A 19570-nucleotide genomic window follows, 5' to 3' on the forward strand; every position below is an offset into this window, starting at 1 on the left:
GAGGGTTCAGGGTTCGCTCAGTACATGGGCGTGACCGATGGTCGAGACCTGAACGGTACTGCCGGTCGGTGGCGCGTAGAGGCCTGAGCTGCGCACCAGCAGTGATCGACCTGGCTGCTCGTCAGTGTTCAATGGCTGCAACTCGACGGTCAGCGTGCAGGTATTGCCGCTGAAATCCCGTTCGGTTACCACTGCTTGGCAACCGCTACCCTCTGCACTGTTGGGGACGATGCTGGTCAACTGCAATTGCTCGGGCCGCAGCATGATCTGCGCCGAACTGTTATTGCGGTGGTTGTTGACCGGGATCCGACCCAGATCGCAATGGGCCCAGCCGGCCTCGATGCGGGCAGGCATGACCACGGCGTCGCCGAGAAACAGCGCCGTCTCCTCATCCTCGGGATAGCGGTAAAGGTCCAGGGGATGCCCGGACTGCACCAGCCGACCATTACGCATGACGGCCAATTGATCGGCGAAGGACAACGCTTCGCTCTGGTCGTGGGTGACCAGAATGGTGGTCACGCCGGCGTCCGCCAGCAATCGCGCGACCAGTTTGCGCATGGCGGCGCGCAAGCCGGTATCGAGCGCCGAAAACGGTTCATCCAGCAGCATCAGCCGCGGTTGCTGGGCGAGGGCACGCGCCAGCGCCACACGTTGTTGCTGGCCACCGGACAGCTCATGGGGCCAGCGTTCGGCCATGCGTGCGTCGAGGGCAACGCTGTCCATCAATTCAGCGATACGTTCCTGCCGTTCCTGGCCCTTGCTGGCCAGCCCGAAGCCGATATTGGCGGCAACGGTCATGTGCGGAAACAAGGCACCGTCCTGCGGGACGTAGCCAATCAGGCGTTGGTGCGCCGGCACTTCATGGGTGCTGTCGACCAGGGTCTGGCCGTTGAGCGTCAGGCGACCGGTATCGGGGAATTCGAAACCGGCGATCATCCGCAGCAATGTGGTTTTGCCCGATCCCGACGGACCGACAATCACCGTACGGCTGCCAGTCGGTACCGACAGGCTGACGTTATCCAGGGCCCGATGGGAACCGTAGGATTTAGAGATCGAATGCAGTTCTAGAGCGTTCATCGGCCAGCCGTTTTCTTGGATTGGTGATAAAGGAGCCCGGTCAGCGGAAGCGACAGGACAATCATCAGCAGCGCGTAGGGTGCTGCGGCGGCGTAATCGATTTCACTGGTCATGGCCCAGAACCCGGTCGCCAGCGTACGCGTGCCGTTGGGGGCAAGCAGCAGGGTGGCGGTCAGTTCATTGGTGATCGCCAGGAACACCAGCGCGGCACCCGCTGCAGCGCCCGGTGCGGCCAGACGCAGGGTAATCAGCCACAATGCCCGGGCGGGTGAGCGACCCAGGCTGCGTGCCATGTTTTCCAGTTCAACCGGGGCCTGGGCGATACCGGCTCGCAGGCTCACCAGGGCGCGGGGCAGGAACATCAGCAGGTACGCCAGCAACACGGTGATCGTGGTCTGGTAAATCGGCCGGGCAAACTGGATGGTCGCCGTCACCAATGCCAGTGCCACGACGATCCCCGGCAACGAACTGGTGATGTAGTTGCAGCCTTCCAGCAGCCGTTGCAAGCGGCCCGGTGAGCGAATCGACAGCCAGGCAATCGGGATCGCGGCGCAGGTCGTCAGCACGGCACCCGCGACACCCAACAATAGCGTCTGTTCCAGGGCCGGGAGTAGCTCGGGCAAATCCCAGACCTCGGCACCGCCGGCAATCAGCCATTTGCCCAGGGTGATCAACGGTACGCCCAGTGCCAGGACGCAGGTGATGATCTGCAACGCCAGCGCAAGAGCCTTCAACGAGCTGCTCAGTTGCACCACCCGTTGCTCCCGTGCACTGCCAGAACCGACGCGGGCGTAACGCGCGTTGCCACGCGCCGCCGATTCTGCGGTCAGCATGGCCAGGCAACACAGGGCCAGTATGCCGGCCAACAGGTTGGCGGCTGGTCCGTTGAAGGTGGACTTGAACTGATCGAAGATCGCGGTGGTGAAGGTGTCGAAGCGGATCATCGCATACAGGCCGTACTCGGCCAGCAGGTGCAAGCCAACCAGCAAGGCACCACCGCAGATGGCCAGGCGCAACTGCGGCAACACCACGCGGAAAAACACCGCCCAGGGCTTGAGCCCAAGGGATTCGCCGACGTCTTCGATGGCCGGGTCGAGTCGACGCAGCGTCGCGGCGACGGGCAGGTAAAGGAACGGGAAGTAAGCGATGACCGACACCAGAACACCGGCGAACAACCCGTGAATCGGCGGGACCAGACTCACCCAGGCATAACTGTGAACGAACGCCGGCACCGCCAGCGGCGCGGTGGCCAGCAACGACCACCAGCGTCGTCCGGGCAAATTCGTGCGCTCAGTCAGCCATGCCAGTGCCACACCCAGTGCGATGCACAAGGGAATGGTGATAACGACCAGCAGCACAGTATTGACCAGCAATTCGCCGACTCGCGGCCGGAACACCAGTGGCACCAGAGTGGACCAGCCGGTCTGCAGGTAAACGCCGATGACGAACGCGATGGGGAGCAGCGCCAGCAGGGAAACCAGCACCGACAGACCGATGACCCACGCGCCGCCACGGCTCGCGAACCGGCCGCGTGATCGACGACGCAGGTGGGTAGGTATCGCCTCGGCGATACCTACCGGTAGGGTTTCAGGCAACAATTAAAGCAGTCCGGCCTGAGTCATGAGCTCCACGGCTTTCTTGCTGTCGAGTTTGGAAGCATCGACAGTTGGCGCGTCAAGCTGCTGCAAAGGCACCAGTTTGGGGTTGGATTGAGCATTCTTGCCCACGGCGTATTCAAACGAATTGCCGTTCTTGAGCGTGGCCTGGCCTTCCTTGCCTGTCACGTACTTGAGGAACGCCTGGGCTTGTTCCTTATGTTGGCTGGAGGCGAGGACGCCGCCACCCGAGATGCTGACAAAGGCACCCGGATCCTTGTGTTTGAAGTAGTGCAGTGCGGTGTTCTTGCTGTTTTCGCCTGTCTTGGACTGATCGACCAGGCTGTAATAGTGGTAGATCACGCCGCTGTCGATCTGCCCGGCATTGACCGCCTTGAGCACGGAGCTGTTGCCCCGGTAGGCGGTGAAGTTGGTTTTCATTGCCTTGAGCCATTCGAGGGTAGCGGCTTCGCCTTTCTGCTGCAGGATGGCGGCGACGATGGCCTGGAAGTCGGCACCACCCGGCGACGCTGCCCAGCGACCTTTCCAGGCTGGCGCGGCGAGGTCCATGATCGATTTCGGCAGTTCCGTTTCCGACAGTTTGCTCGGGTTGTAGACGAACACGGTGGAGCGGGCTGCGATTCCAACCCATTTGCCGTGGGCGGGACGGTAGGCGGAGTCGACTTGCTCCAGGGTGGTTTTGTCGACAGGCGCGAACAGACCCGCGTTATCGACCAGGACCATGGCTGGAGAGTTTTCTGTCAGGAATACGTCAGCGGGTGACGCGGCGCCTTCCTGCACGATCTGATTGCCCATCTCGGTGTCGTCACCATTGCGCAAGGTCACTGGAATACCGGTTTCCTGAGTAAAGCCTTCGACCCAGGCCTTGGTCAGGCCTTCGTGTTGCGCGTTGTAAACCACAATGCCGACGCTGTCGGCCGCATACACATGGCCGGCACTCACCAGGGCGGTGGCCAGCAGGGCTTTTTTCAGGAATGAAGGCAAACGGGAAATCATGCGGTGGCAGCTCCGGCTTTTTGGAATTGAACACGTGGAGTCGACGAGGATAGGTTGTCGCGAATCATAGTTCAATAGGAATCATTTGCATGTTTGGCGGGCGAATGTAGTGCGGAGAATGAGAAAAAAACGTCAAAAAAACCGTTAATTCCTGTCATTTGGCGTTCAGGCGAAGACCGGCGAAGGCTCAGGCACAGGCTTTTTCGAAGGTGTCTTGCGTGGTGCTGCCGTTGACCCGAAAGCCATGCACCCCATATGCAAAAAAACCGAGAACCCCATTTGAAGTTCTCGGCTTTTTATATCAATCGCCGTCAGGGCTGGCTTTGCGGGAAGATCAGGATTTCCAGGTTGCCCCGTTGAAAACGCTGGCCGTCGATGGGCAGTGCCTCGACTTCCTGGATTTCATCGACACTGTTGACCCGCATGACTACGCCCACCGAGCCCTTTTTGCGCGCCTCGGTCATCCATTGTCCAACGTTTTCCATGGTGACCTTGCGCGAAGCCATGGCCGGGTCGCTGAGGCCGTATTTCAGCTCGCCGATGACATTGTAAAGATCGACCTGTGGGCGTTTCACCAGCCAGGACAGGGCGGAGGCGGCGCCCAGGTCGTTACTGAGCAATGAAGTGGTCTGCTTCAGGCTGTCCAGATGCTCGGCGATAAAGCGGTCGGGCATTTTGCTGTCGACAATCTGGCTGGGCATGGCGGCCGGCAACAGCGCGACCAGCAGCCAGATGCCGAGTGACGGCATCGCCCAAAGCTCCAGAGGGCGCAAGATCTGCAAGGCGTTGGCGATAATCCAGCCGACCAGCACGATGTACACCATGGACAGGCTGAACATCTCGGTGTTCGCGTAGATTTCCCTGGTCGCCTGCAGGTAGAGCAATGCCAGCAAGGCGCTGGTGGCAACGACCACATTGAGCCAGCCGTTGATGCGAATCGTCCGGCCTTGTGCGTTTGCCAGCAACGCGGTCACGGCGTGTCCCATCAGCAATGCCAGCGGCAACAGGCACGGCATGATGTAGGTCGGCAGTTTTCCGCTGCTCATGCTGAACACGGCCAATGGCAACAACAGCCAGAGCAGGAGAAAAACGAAGACAGGTTGGCGCTTGTTCTTCCAGGCCTGGATGAATGTCGTTGGCAACAATGCCGCCCACGGCAGACTCGAGACAACCAGCATCGGCAGGTAGAACCACCACGGACGGGCGTGCTGTGCGTTATCGGCAGCGAAACGGCGTACGTGCTCGTTCCAGAAGAAAAAGTTCCAGAAATCCGGTTCTCTATGGTGGATGGCAAGCACCCACGGCAGGCAGACGATGACCGCCACCAGTACCGCCAGTGAACCGTAACCCAACAATTCCTTGATGCGACGCTGCCAAAGCATATAAGGCAGCGCGATCAGCGCCGGCAACAGCCAGGCGAGGAACCCTTTGGTCATGAAGCCCATGCCACAGGCGAAGCCCAATAATACCCAGGCCCCCAGCCGACCACGGCTGGTACGGCTGTCGAGGGCAAACCACAGCATGACCAGGCTCAAGTTGACCCAGAACGTGAACTGCGGGTCCAGGTTGGCGTACCCGGCCTGGCCGGCGATCAGGCCGAAGCTCATGTAGAACAGCGCGCACGCAAAACTTTTGCGCGGATCGTTCCAGAGGCGGCGGCTGATCAGGTAGACCAGCAAGACACTCAGGCCGGTACTCACCGCCGAGGCGATCCGTACCCCGAACAGGTTTTCGCCAAACACCGCCTGGCCGATGGCAATCATCCAGTAACCGGCAATCGGTTTTTCGAAGTAACGGATACCCATGAAATGCGGTGAGACCCAATTACCGCTCAGCAGCATTTCCTGACTGATCTGGGCATAGCGGGTTTCGTCGGGAATCCACATGCCATGGGTCATCAGTGGCAGCAGGTAAAACGCCACGAACGCCACGACCAGGCCAAGCATGATCCAGCGCTCGCTGTAACGCATTGGCTGGGAAGCGCTGTGGGGCAGGCCGTCTACGGATCGGGGTAAAGAAGGGTGGTGCGTCATTGCTCGTCCTTGGTGCTCAGAAGTTGCCGGGAATTATGGGCATTTTTAGTTTTTTGGCTGACGGCGCAGAATTTTTTCTGTGTCATTTGATTTCAGCGTAAGTTCAATAAATGGTAGGGGCCTAATGAGTGCATGCTTTACTTCCGTATATAAGCCTGATTGTTGTTCAGCTTTTTTGATCGGATAGCGAGTGCCAGTCTTGTGCCTTAATGATGCCCACGACCTGAAGCTGCCCGTCCTTCGCAATATGGACGAACAATGAGCTGCCATATTCACTGGTGGCGGCATGTTTAAAACCGGTCTGGGCCTCAAAATCGGCGATGCAGCCGCTGTGCGTCACCAGGATCAGATTGTGTCCGGCACGCTTGTGCGCCACGACATCGTTGCGCAGGGTTTTACCGCAAGTGGCTAGCCAATCCTGGGCCTGCGCATCTTTGCCAAACATATAATGTGCGGTTTGCATCGTACGGGTCAGCGGGCTGGACAGGACATCGGCCTGCGTCATTCCCATGCCCTGCAAGCCTTGCCCCACTGCCTTGGCCGTCTCACTGCCGAGGCGGGTAATGCCATCAGGCGGCCCCAGGCAAGGATTGGTCGAGCGGTCGCAGCGTTCGACATGTCGCACCAGGACCACGACCTCGCCAGCCGCCCATTGTTGCAACAGTTCAGCCCTGGCTTGCGTCCCGGCGTCCACCAGATTGACCGGAGATCGTTGCCACCAGGCAAAACCACTCATCAGCGCAGCGACCAACAGCACACCACTGAACGCCAGCAGCGATTTGAACAGGCGCGTTGCCTTGACGGGGGGCTGCGACCCTTTGTGCGAAAAGCTGTTGACCAAGTTCTTTCTACCTGCAGGGGCGCATTTGAATGAGTTGCTGATAAACAGTATTCGAACTGCGCTGAATGATTGCCTCATAACCAAGAGGGCGTTTTAGTCGCGGTGAAAAATAAATCCGTGCAAGTGTCGGGGGGGTGAAATGAATGTGAAAAAAATGCAACGAAGCCCCAATCGGTAACTTAGTTGGTTATTGGTAACGCTTGTCTTTTACTGGAGCGGCGTTGCAGTTGAACTAACGCCTGGAAAAGAACGGCTCAACGGCGATCAAGTCACCGTTGAGTATCGTGCAGAGGCGGGGTGAGATCAGGCTGACGGGCAACTCGAGCGGGTGCCCGTGGCACCCTGGCTGATCAGTGCGGCGAGGCGTTTAACGTTGGTTTGCTGTGCCGCCACCAATTCGTCGATAGATGGCCCTGATGGCGTCTGCAATGTGCTGCGGCAGGTCATCAGGATCTCATCGTCGGCGCGCAGACGCCATTTCACATCGATCAACCCGTACTGACCGGGTATCGAATCAAAACGCTGCACCACCAACCGCACCGAGACTTTGCGTTGAGGATTGCTGTTGACCATCTGATCGAGCAGGGCACTGCGCAACTCATCCACCAGACTCGCTCCCCACCACTGGGTTTCGAGGATCGCCATACCCGTATTGCCCTGGCGCACGACAATCTGCGGACGATCGACCTGAGGTGGAACGATCAGGCTTTCTATCTGGATATCCGTAGTGGTTCTGGTATTGCTGCTCGGTTGAGCCGGGGTCAGGGTGTGAAACTGAATCGGATCGCTGCGACAGGCAACGAGCAATGCCAGCGTAGCGATCAATGCAAATTTCAGCGGAAAAACCATGAGTGATGCTCCTGTGGTCATTTGCTCGGTGGTCCTTGCAGATCGATGGGCGCTGCGTTGTCGGGGCGACCGCGAATCAGCGATTCCGGGTGCCGGCCCAGATAGTCCGCCAGATCACGCAAGGCACGTGAGGTGCGTCCGAGTTCGTTCAGGGTCTGGTCCAGTTTTTCTCGTTGGGGCGAATCATCGGCCAGGGTGGAATGGGCAGATTGAAGTGTCGAGTTGGCCGTTTGCAGGGTCTTGCTGACGTCCAAGAGCGTGTTATGCACGCCAGGCAGGGTCTTGGCATTGAACTGCCCCAGGCTTTTGCGCAGTTCAACCAGGTTGCTGTCGAGATTGCTGGCAATGCGCTCGATCGGCAGCTGGTTGATCTTGGTGACCATGGCTTCGAGTTTTTCCTGCAGTTGTTCGAGACTGCCAGGAATCGTTGGAATCATGACCGGGCGCACGCTGGCATCGAAGGCAACTTTTTCCGCTTTCGGGTAGAAGTCCAGGGCGATGTACAACTGACCGGTCAACAGATTGCCGGTGCGAGCCTGGGCGCGCAGGCCGTTCTCGATGAAGGAACCTATCAGCCGCACACCGCCGGCTTCATCGTTGGGGTCATGTTTCATCTCTTTGAGCATTTTCTGGTGAGCCTGACCCAGGCGTTGCGGGTAGATCACGATTCCGACATTGACCGGGAAGCTGCGTTTTTGCGCGTCGAAATCAAGATTGACTCCGACCACCTTGCCAATCTCCACGCCCTGGAACTCGACCGGAGCATCAACCTTTAGCCCGCGCAATGCCTGATCGAAACGCAGGGCCAGGTACTGCGGCTTGCCGTTGGGTGGGGCGAGGGCGGTTTGCTGGTCCTCGAACAGTTCGTAGGTATATTCCTCCGCGGCCGGCTTGTCGTCGGGACTGAACTCAGGCGCACGGAAGGCAATGCCACCGACCAGCAAGGCGGACAAGGATTCGGTCTTGACCGCAAAGCCGTTGGCACCGACGCTCACATCGACGCCACTGGCATTCCAGAAGCGGGTGTTCTCGGTGACGTACTGATCATTGGGGGCATGGACGAACAGGTCGATGTTCACTCCCTTGCCATCAGGGTCCAGGGCATAGGCGACGACTTGGCCGACCGGGATCTTGCGGTAGTACACCGGAGAACCGATATCCAGCGACCCCAGGTCCTGGGTATGCAGGGTGAAGCGCTTGCCCGGCTCGCCATAGGTAATGGGGGGCGGGTTTTCCAGACCCTTGAAGTTTTTCGCCCGGGCATTGGCCTGGCCGATATCGGCACCGATGTAATCGCCAGACAACAGGGTATCGATACCCGACACGCCGCCAGCCCCGATTCTTGGGCGCACCACCCAGAATTTGGAGTCTGCGCGGGTAAAACTTTCCGCCTGCTTGGCCAGTTTGACGGTTGCATTGACGCTCTTCTGGTCATTGCTCAGTTCCACGTCCGTGACTTGACCGATCACCACGTTGCGGTATTTGACCTCGGTCTTGTTCGCGGTCAGGCCGTCACCGGTCTTGAAGGTGACGGTGATGGTCGGCCCCTCCTGCAACATGCTGTGCACCACCAGGGAAATGCCCACCAACACCGCGACAATCGGCACGATCCAGACCAGTGACACGCTGAAACGTCGGGTCTTGATCGGCGCCGGTCCGGGAACCTGTGCCCCGTCAGTGGCTAGTTGCTTCATCCGTGACCTCCTCGTTGTGTGGGGCTTGCGGTTTCTCATCCCAGATCAGGCGCGGATCGAAACTCATCGCCGACAGCATGGTGAACACCACCACCAGGCCAAAGAACAAAATGCCGGTCCGGGGCTCGATGTCGGCCAGGGCCTGAAACTTCACCAGTGAGGCCACCAGGGCCACCACTATCACGTCGAGCATGGACCAGTAACCGATGACCTCGACGAAGCGGTACAGCTGTGATCGCTCCTTGCGCGCCCAGTGGCTGTCGCGTTGCACCGTCACCAGCAATAACGTAATGGCCACGAACTTGATGCCGGGCACCGCGATACTGGCGATAAAGATGATCAGGGCGATGTCCCAGGAGCCGGCCTCCCAGAACTCCAGCACCCCGCTCATGATCGTGCTGTCGGCGCCATGGCCGACCATCTTGGTGTTCATCACCGGCAACAGGTTGGCCGGGATGTAAAACACCAGGGATGTGAACAGGTAGGCCCAGGTGCGGGTCAACGAGTTGGTTTTGCGCCGGTGCAGCGGGGCCCCGCAACGTTCGCATTCGTGGGGCTTGTGGGTCATGTCGCAGGCCAGTCCGCAGCTGTGACACAGGCACAGGCCCAGCTCGCTGGCGACCGGAGGCGTTGTCATAGGATGTCCCACAGTTCGCGAATGTCGCGCCCGGCGATGCGGATCATCATCAGGCTGAGGATGGCCAGGGCAATCAGACCGATGCCCGGCAACACATCGAGAAAACCGGCGAGTTTAATCACCGCGACCATCGCGCCCAACAGGCAGACTTCCAGCATGCTCCAGGGGCGCAGGGTTTCCAGCCAGCGCATGCAGAACTTGAAAGCCGGTGAGCGTCTGGAGGCGAGGGCGTAACCGAGGACCCAGATCAGCAGCAACAATTGGAAGATCGGCGCGATGATCATGGCGATGGCCGCCACCATGGCGATGAACGTGATAGGCCCCAGACTGAGCGCCATGACCGAATCCCAGAGCGTCGCACTGTTTTTCAGGCCCTTGAGGCTGATGCTCATCACCGGGTAGAAGTTGGCGAAAATCCACAGCATCAACGCGGTAAGGGTCAAGGCCAGGCGCTGCTGGAGTGTCAGGCCGTTATAGCGCTGCAGCACACCGCCGCAGCGGGTGCACAGGGTTTTCTGGTATTTGGCGAGCGTGACTTTCTCGTACACACAGTCGCAGTGCTCGCAGATGATCAGGTGGTCAGTCGTCGCCATTGGCCAAGCTCGACAGGAGGCAGGAAGTTCAGAGCACACCCTCAATATAGAAGTGCCTCGCGATTGAGCAAATCGAAAGGCTGTTTGAGGACGGAAAAAGGTTGGCTGATCAGCCGGATACCTGTGGCGAGGGGGCAAACGCCCTCACCACAGGATTGGTTTAGCGCTTGAAGCCAATCTCAACCCAGCATTTCACGCATGCGATACCACAGCATGCCGAGGGCCAGCAGTGGCGAACGCAGAACGCGGCCGCCGGGAAAGGTCATGTGCGGCACGGCGCTGAACACGTCAAAGCCGCGGCTGTGGCCGGCGTGGATCGCTTCGCCCAGCAGTTTGGCGCACCAGTGGGTCACGTTCAGGCCATGACCGGAATAACCCTGGGCGTAGAACACATTGGGGTGCTGACTCAGGCGCCCGACCTGCGGGAAACGATTGGCCGTGATGCCGATCATGCCGCCCCACTGATAATCGATGCGCACGTTGGCCAGTTGCGGGAAGACCTTGAGCATCTGCGGACGCATGTAGGCCGTGATGTCCCGCGGATCGCGCCCGGAGTAATGGCAGGCACCGCCGAACAGCAGGCGCCGGTCGGCCGATAAGCGATAGTAATCCAGGCCGACTTTCTGGTCGCACAGGGCCAGGTTGCGCGGTATCAACTGCGCAGCGAGCTCTGCCGACAAGGGTTCGGTGGCGATGATGTAGCTGCCCGCCGGCAGGACTTTGCCGCTGAGTTTCGGCTCAAGTTCTTCCAGGTGTGCGTTGCAGGCCAGCACCAGGCTGCCGGCGCGCACCGTGCCACCGGCACAGCGCACCTGCACGGTGCTGCCATGGATCAACTCCAGCACCGGGCTCTGCTCAAAGATCCGTACGCCCAGGGACTCGGCGACTTTCGCTTCGCCCAATACCAGGTTCAGCGGGTGCAAGTGCCCTGACCCCATGTCCACCAGACCGCCGGCATACACGCCGGAGTTCACCACCTGCTCACGGATCTGCCCCGGTTCGATCAGGCGGGTCTCATGGGCGTAACCCGTTTCCTTCAGCCCGGCGTATTCGGCTTTCAGGCCGGCGAACTGCGCCGGGGTGTTGGCCAGCTCGCAAAAACCCCAGCGCAGGTCGCAGTCGATACCGTGTTCGCGGATACGTTGGCCCACCAGTGCCACCGATTCGATACCCGCCTGCTCCAGATAACGCACGCCGTCGGCGCCGATGTGCCGGGCAAAACCGCTGACGTCATGGCCGATCCCGCGGATCAACTGGCCACCGTTGCGCCCGCTGGCGCCCCAGCCGATCCGCCGGGCTTCCAGCAGGATCACCGAGAGCCCGCGCTGGGCCAGTTCGATGGCGGTGTTGACCCCGGTGAAGCCGCCGCCAATCACACAGACATCCGCGACCATGTCCCCGGCCAGCTCGGGCCGGGGCGCCATGCCCCTGGCCGAGGCGGCGTAGTAGGAGTGAGTGTGTTCCTGGGTGTACTGGTTCATTGGTTGGACTTCACTTTGCTCCAGGAACGGGTCATCAGACGCATGATCGACTGCGGAGGGGTGGTGGAAATGTACAGTTTGTCGAGCACTTCCTGGGATGGGTAAACCTCGGGATTGCTCACCAGTTCGGCGTCCATGAACTGCTTGGCGGGCGGGTTCGGGTTGGCGTAACCGACCGAGGCGCTGACCTTGGCGATCACCTGAGGATCGAGCAGGTAATTGATGAAGGCGTGGGCTTCTTTCGGGTTGCTGGCGTCGGCCGGAATAGCCAGCAGGTCGAACCACAAATTGGCGCCTTCCTTGGGAATGGCGTAGGCGATGTTCACGTTGTTCTTGGCTTCCTTGGCCCGGTTGGCGGCCTGGAACACATCACCGGAGTAACCGAATGCGACGCAGATATCGCCGTTGGCCAGGTCCGACACGTACTTGGAGGAGTGGAAGTAGGTCACGTACGGACGAATGCTCAACAGCTTGGCTTCGGCCTTCTTGAAGTCCTCGGGGTTTTCGCTGCGCGGGTCCATGCCCATGTAGTTGAGCACCGCCGGGAATACTTCATCCGCCGAGTCCATGATCGACACGCCGCACTGGCTGAGCTTCTTGATGTTTTCCGGTTCGAACAGTACGGCCCAGGAGTCGATGTGGTCGATGCCCAGCACCTGCTTGACCTTGTCGACGTTGTAACCGATGCCGTTGGTGCCCCACAGGTACGGCACCGAGTGGGCATTACCCGGATCGTTTTTCTCGAGCAGGGCCAGCAGTTTCGGGTCGAGGTTCTTGAAGTTCGGCAGTTGCTCGCGGTCCATCTTGAGGAATGCGCCGGCCTTCACTTGGCGAGCGAGGAAGTGGTTGGACGGTACCACCACGTCATACCCGGTGCGTCCGGCGAGCAGTTTTCCTTCCAGGGTTTCATTGGAGTCGAAAACGTCATAGATCACCTTGATCCCGGTTTTGGCCTGGAAGTCGGCGAGGGTGGTCTCGCCGATGTAGTCGGTCCAGTTGTAGACGCTGACCTGTGGCTGAGCCTGGGCAACGGCGCTGAACAAAACAGTCAGCGCGACCGGAACCACGGATTTCAATAGACGCATATCGACACCTCTTCGAATTATTGGATTTTTTCAGGTGATTCTTCGGCCCCTGTGGGAGCGGGCTTGCCCGCGATTGGGCCGGCACATTCAGCATCATCGTTGACTGACAGGCCGCCATCGCGGGCAAGCCCGCTCCCACAGGGATGTGTGATCTTCCTAGACGCTGAGCATCAGGAACTCACGCTCCCAGGAACTGATGACCCGCTTGAAGTTCTCGTGCTCGGCGCGTTTGACCGCGACATAGCCACGCACGAACTTGCTGCCCAGGTAGCGGCTGACGGTCTCGCATTCTTCCATCTGCGACAGCGCTTCCTCGATGGTGATCGGCAGGCGCAGGTTGCGACGCTCATAGGCGCGACCCTGGACCCCGGCGCTCGGTTCGACGCCCTCGACCATGCCGAGGAAACCGCAGAGCAAACTGGCGGCGATGGCCAGGTAAGGGTTGGCGTCTGCACCCGGCAAGCGGTTTTCCACGCGCATCGCCTCCGGGCTGGAGGTCGGCACGCGCAGGCCGACGGTACGGTTTTCTTCGCCCCACTCAACGTTCACCGGTGCCGAGGTATCCGGCAGGAAGCGGCGGAACGAGTTGACGTTCGGCGCGAACATCGGCAGCACTTTCGGGATGTATTTCTGCAGGCCACCGATGTGGTGCAGGAACAGCTCACTCATGTTGCCGTTTTCATCGGCGAAGATCGGCTTGCCGGTGGCGATTTCCACTACGCTCTGGTGAATGTGCATGGCGCTGCCGGGCTCATCGCCAATCGGCTTGGCCATGAAGGTCGCCGCCACGTTGTGCTTGAGCGCGGCTTCGCGCAGGGTGCGCTTGAACACCGTGATCTGGTCGGCCAGGTCCAGGGCGTCACCATGGCGGAAGTTGATTTCCATCTGCGCCGGGCCGTCTTCGTGGATCAGCGTGTCGAGGTCCAGGCCTTGCAGCTCGCACCAGTCGTAGACGTCTTCGAACAACGGGTCAAATTCGTTGGCGGCATCGATGGAGAACGACTGGCGACCACTTTCGGCACGGCCCGAGCGGCCCATCGGTGCCTTGAGCGGCAAGTCCGGGTCTTCGCAGCGCTGGGTCAGGTAGAACTCCATTTCCGGCGCGACAATCGGCTTCCAGCCCTTGTCGGTGTAGAGCTGCAAGACTTTCTTCAACACGTTGCGTGGCGACAGCTCGATCGGGTTGCCGAATTTGTCGAAGGTGTCGTGAATCACGATGGCGGTCGGCTCGATGGCCCAAGGCACCACGTACACCGCGTCGGACACCGGCTTGCAGACCATGTCGATATCGGCCGGGTCGAGCAGGTCGTAGTAGATGTCGTCGTCGACAAAGTCCCCGGTTACCGTTTGCAACAACACACTTTCCGGCAGGCGCATGCCTCGCTCATGCAGGAACTTGTTGGTGGGTGCGATTTTGCCGCGTGCAATGCCGGTCAGATCGCTGACGACGCACTCGACTTCGGTAATCTTGTGATCTTTCAGCCAAGTGAACAGCTGATCGAAAGGGACATTCATAAAGACCTCGTTGTTGGTTTTATTAACGCCAGGAGAAGCCGATTTCATCTTTCGGACACTTCCCCTGTAGCGCGTTGACGACTATCTTGGGCGAGCCTTGCGCTTCCATCTATCCACTTTAAGCAGCACAAAGCGCACCAAAAGAGTGCGCCAGGTCATCCCATGACAGTGTGTAATCCGTTACAGGTTCAAGCGTTCAACACCGCCGACGTGGCCGAGCAAATCCGCGCCACACCGGGTTGGGTCCAGCATTACCAACAGATGTCGCCGGGGCATTTCGCCGGTCTGGTGCGCTATCTCGACCTGCAAGGCGTGGAGATTTACGAGGAACACATGAACACCCGGGTCGAGCAGAATTTCAGTGCGCCGCAAGGGTCGCTGGCGTTCTGTTTCGATCGCAGCGACAACGCGCTGTATGTGCTCAATGGTGAAAGTCGCAACATCTGGATCACCCCGGAGAACTACCAGGAAATCGCCGTGGTGTTCGGGCCGGAGTTCGTGCAGCGTCACGCGCTGGATGTGGCCAGGCTCGAAGGGTTGTTCATGGCCCCGCTCAATTCACAGCAGAATGCGCTGTTCAGTCGCTGGCTCAGCGGCACCTTGACCCGGTTGTCGCAGACTTTCGATCCGCCCAGTCGCGAGGCGCTGACCCAGCAGTTGCTCGACGATTGCCTGTTCATCCTCGACAACGCCTGCGTGTGCCTGGACCAGGGCGCCTTGCAGCGCCGGGCGGGGGAGCGGGCGATCATGAAGCGAGTAGGGGAATGGGCGGCGGATACGCCCGAAGAACACCTCAATCTGCTTGAGCTGTCCCAGGTTGCAGGGGTTTCACTGCGCCAGTTGCAGCATGCATTCAAGACATTCACCGGTATGGCGCCGACCCAATGGCTGCGCCTGCGTCGCCTCAACAGCGCCCGCCGGGAGTTGCTGATCAGCACGCCGTCGCAAACCACCGTCGCCGAAGTGGCGATGCACTGGTCGTTCTGGCATCTGGGGCGGTTTTCCAGCAGCTATCGCGCGCTGTTCAAGGAGTTGCCGAGCGACACCCTCAAACGTGTGAGTACCGCGCAGCCGACTGGCCGCGGGCGCCGTTAGAAGGTCGGCGGGGTGATCACCCAGATCACCACCGCATCGACATCGCCAGGGTTGCCGTAGCGGTGTGGCTCCTGGCTGGAGAAGCTGAAACTGTCTCCTTCGTTGAGCTGAAAGTAGCGCTCGCCGACCCACAACTCGAAACGCCCCGATAGCAGGTAACCCGCTTCTTCACCGTCGTGGCTGTAGCTTTGTTGGCTGTAGGTGCCCGGAGGGAAACGCGAATGCAGCATTTCCAGGTGCTGACTGGGCTGTGGGGTCAGCAACTGGTCAATGATCCCGTCTTCGTAGTGCACGCTCAGACGACTGTTCTTGCGCACGACAATGCCGTCGTCCTCGGGAGCGGTGACCGCTTCGCTGGCGAAGAACCACTGGATGGTCACGCCCAGGCTGCGGGCGATATTGAACAACGCAGGAATCGACGGGTAAGCGAGGTTGCGCTCCAGCTGGCTGATGTAGCCGGCGGTCAACTCGCTTTGTTGCGCCAGTTCCGCCAGGGTCATGCCCCGGCGCTTGCGCAGGCCGCGTATCCGCGTGCCGAGAAAATGCGGTTCGGCGCTGCCGGTGGCGGGTTGTGGCGTGGTGCTGTTGCTCATGGTCGATCCCGAGCCGGTGGCTACGCTCTGCCCCCTGTAGGAGCGGGCTCGCTCCTGCAAAGAGCAGTCATTGAGAGTCAAAGCCCCGGAGTATAAACAGCCTCAAAGCTCCCACGCGACTTTCAGGCCCTCATAAATCGCTTCTTCGGCCGTTCTCGGTGCCAGGCAGTCGCCGATGCGCCGGAATTCAACCAGGCCCTGCAGTTCGGCGCCCAGGGTATCCACCGGCTGATGGCCCTGGCACAGCACCAGGGTGTCGATGTTTTCCATCAGCATCGGTTCGCCGCTGGCGGTGTGTTGCAGGTAGACAGTGTTGTCATCGCAGCCGTACAAGCGGGCGTAAGGGGTGATGGCAATCCCCAGTTTGTGCAGCTCGCCGGCCATTTGATCACGTACGTACAGCGGCAGGTTTTCCCCGCAATGGGTGCCATTGACTGCCAGTTGCACCTGATGCCCGGCACGGGTCAGACGCTCGGCAACGCCTGGGCCGATCCAGTCGCAACGCCAGTCGACCACCACCACCGACCGGCCAATCTGCACCTCATCACGCAATACCTGCCAGGCATCCACCACCTGCAATTCGCCACCGCGTTCGAAGTGCGGCCAGTAGGGCTCGGCCCCGGTGGCGATGATGACCATGTGCGGTTTTTCCCGTTCAACCAAGGCGCGGTCAACCCGGGTGTTGCGCACCACGCGCACGCCAGCCAGTTCCATTTCCCGTTGCAAATTGGTGCTGGCGCCGCCGAACTCGCTGCGCCGTGGCAGCAACTGCGCCAGCAACACCTGACCGCCCAATTGCGCGCTGGCTTCATACAGCGTCACCTCATGCCCGCGTTGAGCGGCAACCGCAGCGGCTTTCATCCCGGCCGGGCCTCCACCGGCAATCATGATGCGTTTGCGCGTGCTCGCGGGTCGGCGCTCGGCGAAGATCAACTCACGACCGGTTTCCGGGTGCTGGATGCAGGAAATCGGCAAGCCCTTGTGGAAGTGGCCGATGCACGCCTGATTGCAGGCGATGCAGGCGCGCACGTCTTCAGCGCGGCCGGCATCGGTCTTGTTGGGCATTTGCGGGTCACAGATCAGGGCGCGGGTCATGCCGCACACGTCAGCCTGACCACGGGCCAGAATCAGCTCGGCTTCCTGGGGCTGATTGATGCGCCCGGTGACGAACAACGGGATATCCAAACCCGCCTTGAAGGTGCCCGCTTCCCTGGCCAGGTAGGCGGCCTCGATCGCCATCGGCGGCACGATATGCACCGCACCACCGAGCGAGGCCGAAGTGCCGGCGACGATGTGCACGTAATCCAGTTGCGCTTGCAGCGATTGCACGGCGGCCAGGGATTCGTCTTCGGTCAGCCCTTCGGGGTCGCGCTCGTCCGCGGAAATGCGCAAGCCGACGATGAATTGCTCGTCGGTGCTGGCGCGAATAGCGGCAATCACTTCACGCAGGAAGCGCAGGCGTTGTTCCAGATCACCGTTGTAGCCATCGGTGCGGCGATTGACCCGTGGGTTGATGAATTGCGCCGGCAGGTAGCCGTGGCTGGCGACCACTTCCACGCCATCGATACCGGCCTGATGCAGGCGCCTTGCCGCGGCGGCGTAACCGGCGACGATCTCGTTGATCATCCCCTGATCGAGTGCACGCGGCATGACCCGGAACCGCTCGTTGGGCGCCGCCGAGGCGGAGTAGGCCACGGCCAGCAAGCCATCGCTGGATTCCATGATTTCCCGCCCCGGATGAAATACCTGGGACAACACCACGGTGCCGTGGGCATGGCAGGTTTGCGCGATTTTCCGGTAGCCGTCGATGCAGGCGTCATCGGTGGCCATCAGCACATGGGAGGTATAACGCGCGCTGTCATGCACGCCGGCCACCTGCAACACGATCAGCCCGACGCCGCCCTCGGCCCGCGCCCGGTGATAGGCGATCAACTGTTCGTTGACCAGGTTGTCGGTGGGCATCGAGGTGTCGTGCCCGCTGGACATGATGCGGTTTTTCAGGCGCTTGCCACGGATCTGCAAGGGTTCGAACAGGTGTGCGAAGGCTGGGGTCGGGCTCGGCATGGTGCGGGTACTCCGGGCAGTCTGACCTGTAGGAGCGAGCTTGCTTGCGATGGACTTGAGGACGACGCGTTCATCCAGACAACACGCGCTAGCGTTAACGTCCATCGCGAGCAGGCTCGCTCCTACAGAGGCATTTGGTTTTGGTGTTGTTATTTTGGTCTATAGAAATTTACCTGTAGTAAAAAATCAACTTGTTTTTTTACTGGCCATTGCAGTAGCTTGAAATGGCACCCGCATCTTGGGGCGAACCTCACAACAATAAAAAAGGGCCACACCGACTTGAGTTCGGCGGGCACCTGCACGAGGAACCATTGATGAAATCGCAAATGCTCAAGCACGGTTTTTATCCCTTGGTGTTGTCCATGGCCATGGGCCTGGGCAGCGCTCAGGCGGCATCGGACATGGTGGTGGTCGGTTACGGCGGCGCCGGACAAAAAGCCCAGGATGTGGCGTTCTTCCAACCGTTCAGCGCGATGGATCAAAGCAAGGTGATCCAGAGCGAATACAACGGAGAGATGGCCAAAATCAAAGTCATGGTCGACACCGGTAACGTCGATTGGGACGTGGTGCAGATCGAAGGTCCGGACCTGATGCGTGGCTGCGAGGAGGGCATGTATGAGCGCCTGGACTGGACCCGCCTGGGCCATGCCGATCAATTGATCCCCGAAGCCGCGCAGGAGTGCGGTTCGGCTGCGCTGGTGTGGAGCGTGGCGATTGCCTACGACACCGACAAACTGGCCCAGGCCCCGACTTCATGGGCGGATTTCTGGGACGTGCAGAAAATCCCCGGCAAGCGCGGCTTGCGCAAACGTGCGGTGTACAACCTGGAGTTCGCCTTGCTGGCCGACGGGGTGAAAGTCGAGGACGTGTACAAGGTGCTCAATACGCCCCAGGGCGTGGATCGGGCGTTCGCCAAACTGAATCAGCTCAAACCCTACATCCAATGGTGGGAGGCCGGCGCTCAACCACCGCAATGGCTGACTGCCAGCGATGTGGTGATGACCTCGACCTACAGCGGACGCATCGCTGCCGCCGCGCAAACCGGCAGTCATCTGGGGCTGGTGTGGCCCGGCAGCCTGTACGGCATGGACTACTGGGCGATCATCAAGGGGTCGAAACACGTCGATCAGGCCAAGCGTTTTATCGCCTTCGCCAACCAGCCGGACGCCCAGGTCAATTACGTCAAACAGATTCCCTATGGGCCGACCAACACCGAGGCTGCCGCTCGCCTGGATGACAAGCTGGCGCAATGGGTGCCCACGGCGCCGCAGAACCTCAAGGGGGCGCTCTCGATGGACGTCGGCTTCTGGGTTGACCATGGTGAGGAGCTGGAAGAGCGTTTTAACGCCTGGGCCAGTAAATAACGGCCAGTGGCTGGACGTTCATGCACGTCCAGCCTTA

The 19570-nt window shown here is 60.2% G+C and carries 16 protein-coding genes; 2 read left to right on the forward strand and 14 right to left on the reverse strand.

Annotated elements, in window-relative coordinates; translation table 11 throughout:
• Positions 1-6 precede the first annotated feature (6 nt).
• The 12 genes from F7R06_RS01880 to F7R06_RS01940 form a co-directional block, all read right to left on the reverse strand.
• Positions 7-1077: an ABC transporter ATP-binding protein gene (locus F7R06_RS01880; RefSeq protein ID WP_090322073.1), complete on the reverse strand. Its 1071-nt coding sequence runs from the start codon at positions 1075-1077 to the stop codon at positions 7-9.
• Complete coding sequence (locus F7R06_RS01885; RefSeq protein WP_090327330.1) at positions 1074-2672, reverse strand: ABC transporter permease; 1599 nt, start codon at positions 2670-2672, stop codon at positions 1074-1076. Before F7R06_RS01885 ends, F7R06_RS01880 begins: the two co-directional genes overlap by 4 nt.
• Before the next feature lie 3 nt (positions 2673-2675).
• Complete coding sequence (locus F7R06_RS01890; RefSeq protein ID WP_090322070.1) at positions 2676-3689, reverse strand: iron ABC transporter substrate-binding protein; 1014 nt, start codon at positions 3687-3689, stop codon at positions 2676-2678.
• A gap of 311 nt (positions 3690-4000) precedes the next feature.
• Positions 4001-5659, reverse strand: a complete 1659-nt coding sequence (gene arnT, locus F7R06_RS01895) for a lipid IV(A) 4-amino-4-deoxy-L-arabinosyltransferase (RefSeq protein WP_245706738.1) — start codon at positions 5657-5659, stop codon at positions 4001-4003.
• Positions 5660-5888: 229 nt separating this feature from the next.
• A complete protein-coding gene (pmrG, locus tag F7R06_RS01900; RefSeq protein WP_425415202.1) occupies positions 5889-6563 on the reverse strand; it encodes a lipopolysaccharide core heptose(II)-phosphate phosphatase PmrG in 675 nt (224 codons plus the stop codon).
• A gap of 303 nt (positions 6564-6866) precedes the next feature.
• Positions 6867-7412: a PqiC family protein gene (locus F7R06_RS01905; RefSeq protein ID WP_090322063.1), complete on the reverse strand. Its 546-nt coding sequence runs from the start codon at positions 7410-7412 to the stop codon at positions 6867-6869.
• Between the two features lie 17 nt (positions 7413-7429).
• Positions 7430-9106 (reverse strand): PqiB family protein, encoded by a 1677-nt coding sequence (locus F7R06_RS01910; RefSeq protein WP_090322061.1) that lies wholly within the window; start codon positions 9104-9106, stop codon positions 7430-7432.
• The gene (locus F7R06_RS01915; RefSeq protein ID WP_090322058.1) at positions 9087-9743 is read right to left on the reverse strand and encodes a paraquat-inducible protein A; all 657 of its coding nucleotides are present in this window, start codon (positions 9741-9743) and stop codon (positions 9087-9089) included. Before F7R06_RS01915 ends, F7R06_RS01910 begins: the two co-directional genes overlap by 20 nt.
• A complete protein-coding gene (locus F7R06_RS01920; protein ID WP_090322054.1) occupies positions 9740-10336 on the reverse strand; it encodes a paraquat-inducible protein A in 597 nt (198 codons plus the stop codon). The genes F7R06_RS01915 and F7R06_RS01920 overlap by 4 nt, the downstream gene beginning before the upstream one ends.
• A 179-nt stretch (positions 10337-10515) precedes the next feature.
• Positions 10516-11817, reverse strand: coding sequence for an NAD(P)/FAD-dependent oxidoreductase (locus tag F7R06_RS01925; protein WP_090322049.1), 1302 nt, complete (start codon positions 11815-11817; stop codon positions 10516-10518).
• Positions 11814-12902 (reverse strand): polyamine ABC transporter substrate-binding protein, encoded by a 1089-nt coding sequence (locus F7R06_RS01930; RefSeq protein WP_090322046.1) that lies wholly within the window; start codon positions 12900-12902, stop codon positions 11814-11816. Before F7R06_RS01930 ends, F7R06_RS01925 begins: the two co-directional genes overlap by 4 nt.
• A 156-nt stretch (positions 12903-13058) precedes the next feature.
• Positions 13059-14417 carry a glutamine synthetase family protein gene (locus F7R06_RS01940; protein WP_090322043.1) on the reverse strand — a complete coding sequence of 453 codons (1359 nt, stop codon included), beginning with the start codon at positions 14415-14417 and terminating at the stop codon, positions 13059-13061.
• Positions 14418-14579: 162 nt separating this feature from the next.
• Between F7R06_RS01940 and F7R06_RS01945 the strand changes: the two genes are divergently transcribed.
• Entirely contained in the window at positions 14580-15512 is a 933-nt protein-coding gene (locus F7R06_RS01945) for a helix-turn-helix domain-containing protein (protein ID WP_090322040.1), read from the forward strand.
• Here the strand turns inward: F7R06_RS01945 and F7R06_RS01950 are convergent.
• Together F7R06_RS01950 and F7R06_RS01955 are read right to left on the reverse strand one after the other, a co-directional pair.
• The gene (locus F7R06_RS01950; RefSeq protein WP_047529274.1) at positions 15509-16105 is read right to left on the reverse strand and encodes a helix-turn-helix domain-containing protein; all 597 of its coding nucleotides are present in this window, start codon (positions 16103-16105) and stop codon (positions 15509-15511) included. The two genes, F7R06_RS01945 and F7R06_RS01950, sit on opposite strands and share 4 nt — an antisense overlap.
• Positions 16106-16207: 102 nt before the next feature.
• Positions 16208-18169, reverse strand: a complete 1962-nt coding sequence (locus F7R06_RS01955; RefSeq protein ID WP_090322037.1) for an oxidoreductase — start codon at positions 18167-18169, stop codon at positions 16208-16210.
• A gap of 314 nt (positions 18170-18483) precedes the next feature.
• Here F7R06_RS01955 and F7R06_RS01960 point away from each other — a divergent pair, with 314 nt between their 5' ends.
• Complete coding sequence (locus F7R06_RS01960; RefSeq protein WP_090322034.1) at positions 18484-19533, forward strand: ABC transporter substrate-binding protein; 1050 nt, start codon at positions 18484-18486, stop codon at positions 19531-19533.
• Positions 19534-19570: the final 37 nt, after the last annotated feature.

The sequence above is a fragment of the Pseudomonas moorei genome, assembly GCF_008801475.1.
Taxonomy (GTDB): domain Bacteria; phylum Pseudomonadota; class Gammaproteobacteria; order Pseudomonadales; family Pseudomonadaceae; genus Aquipseudomonas; species Aquipseudomonas moorei.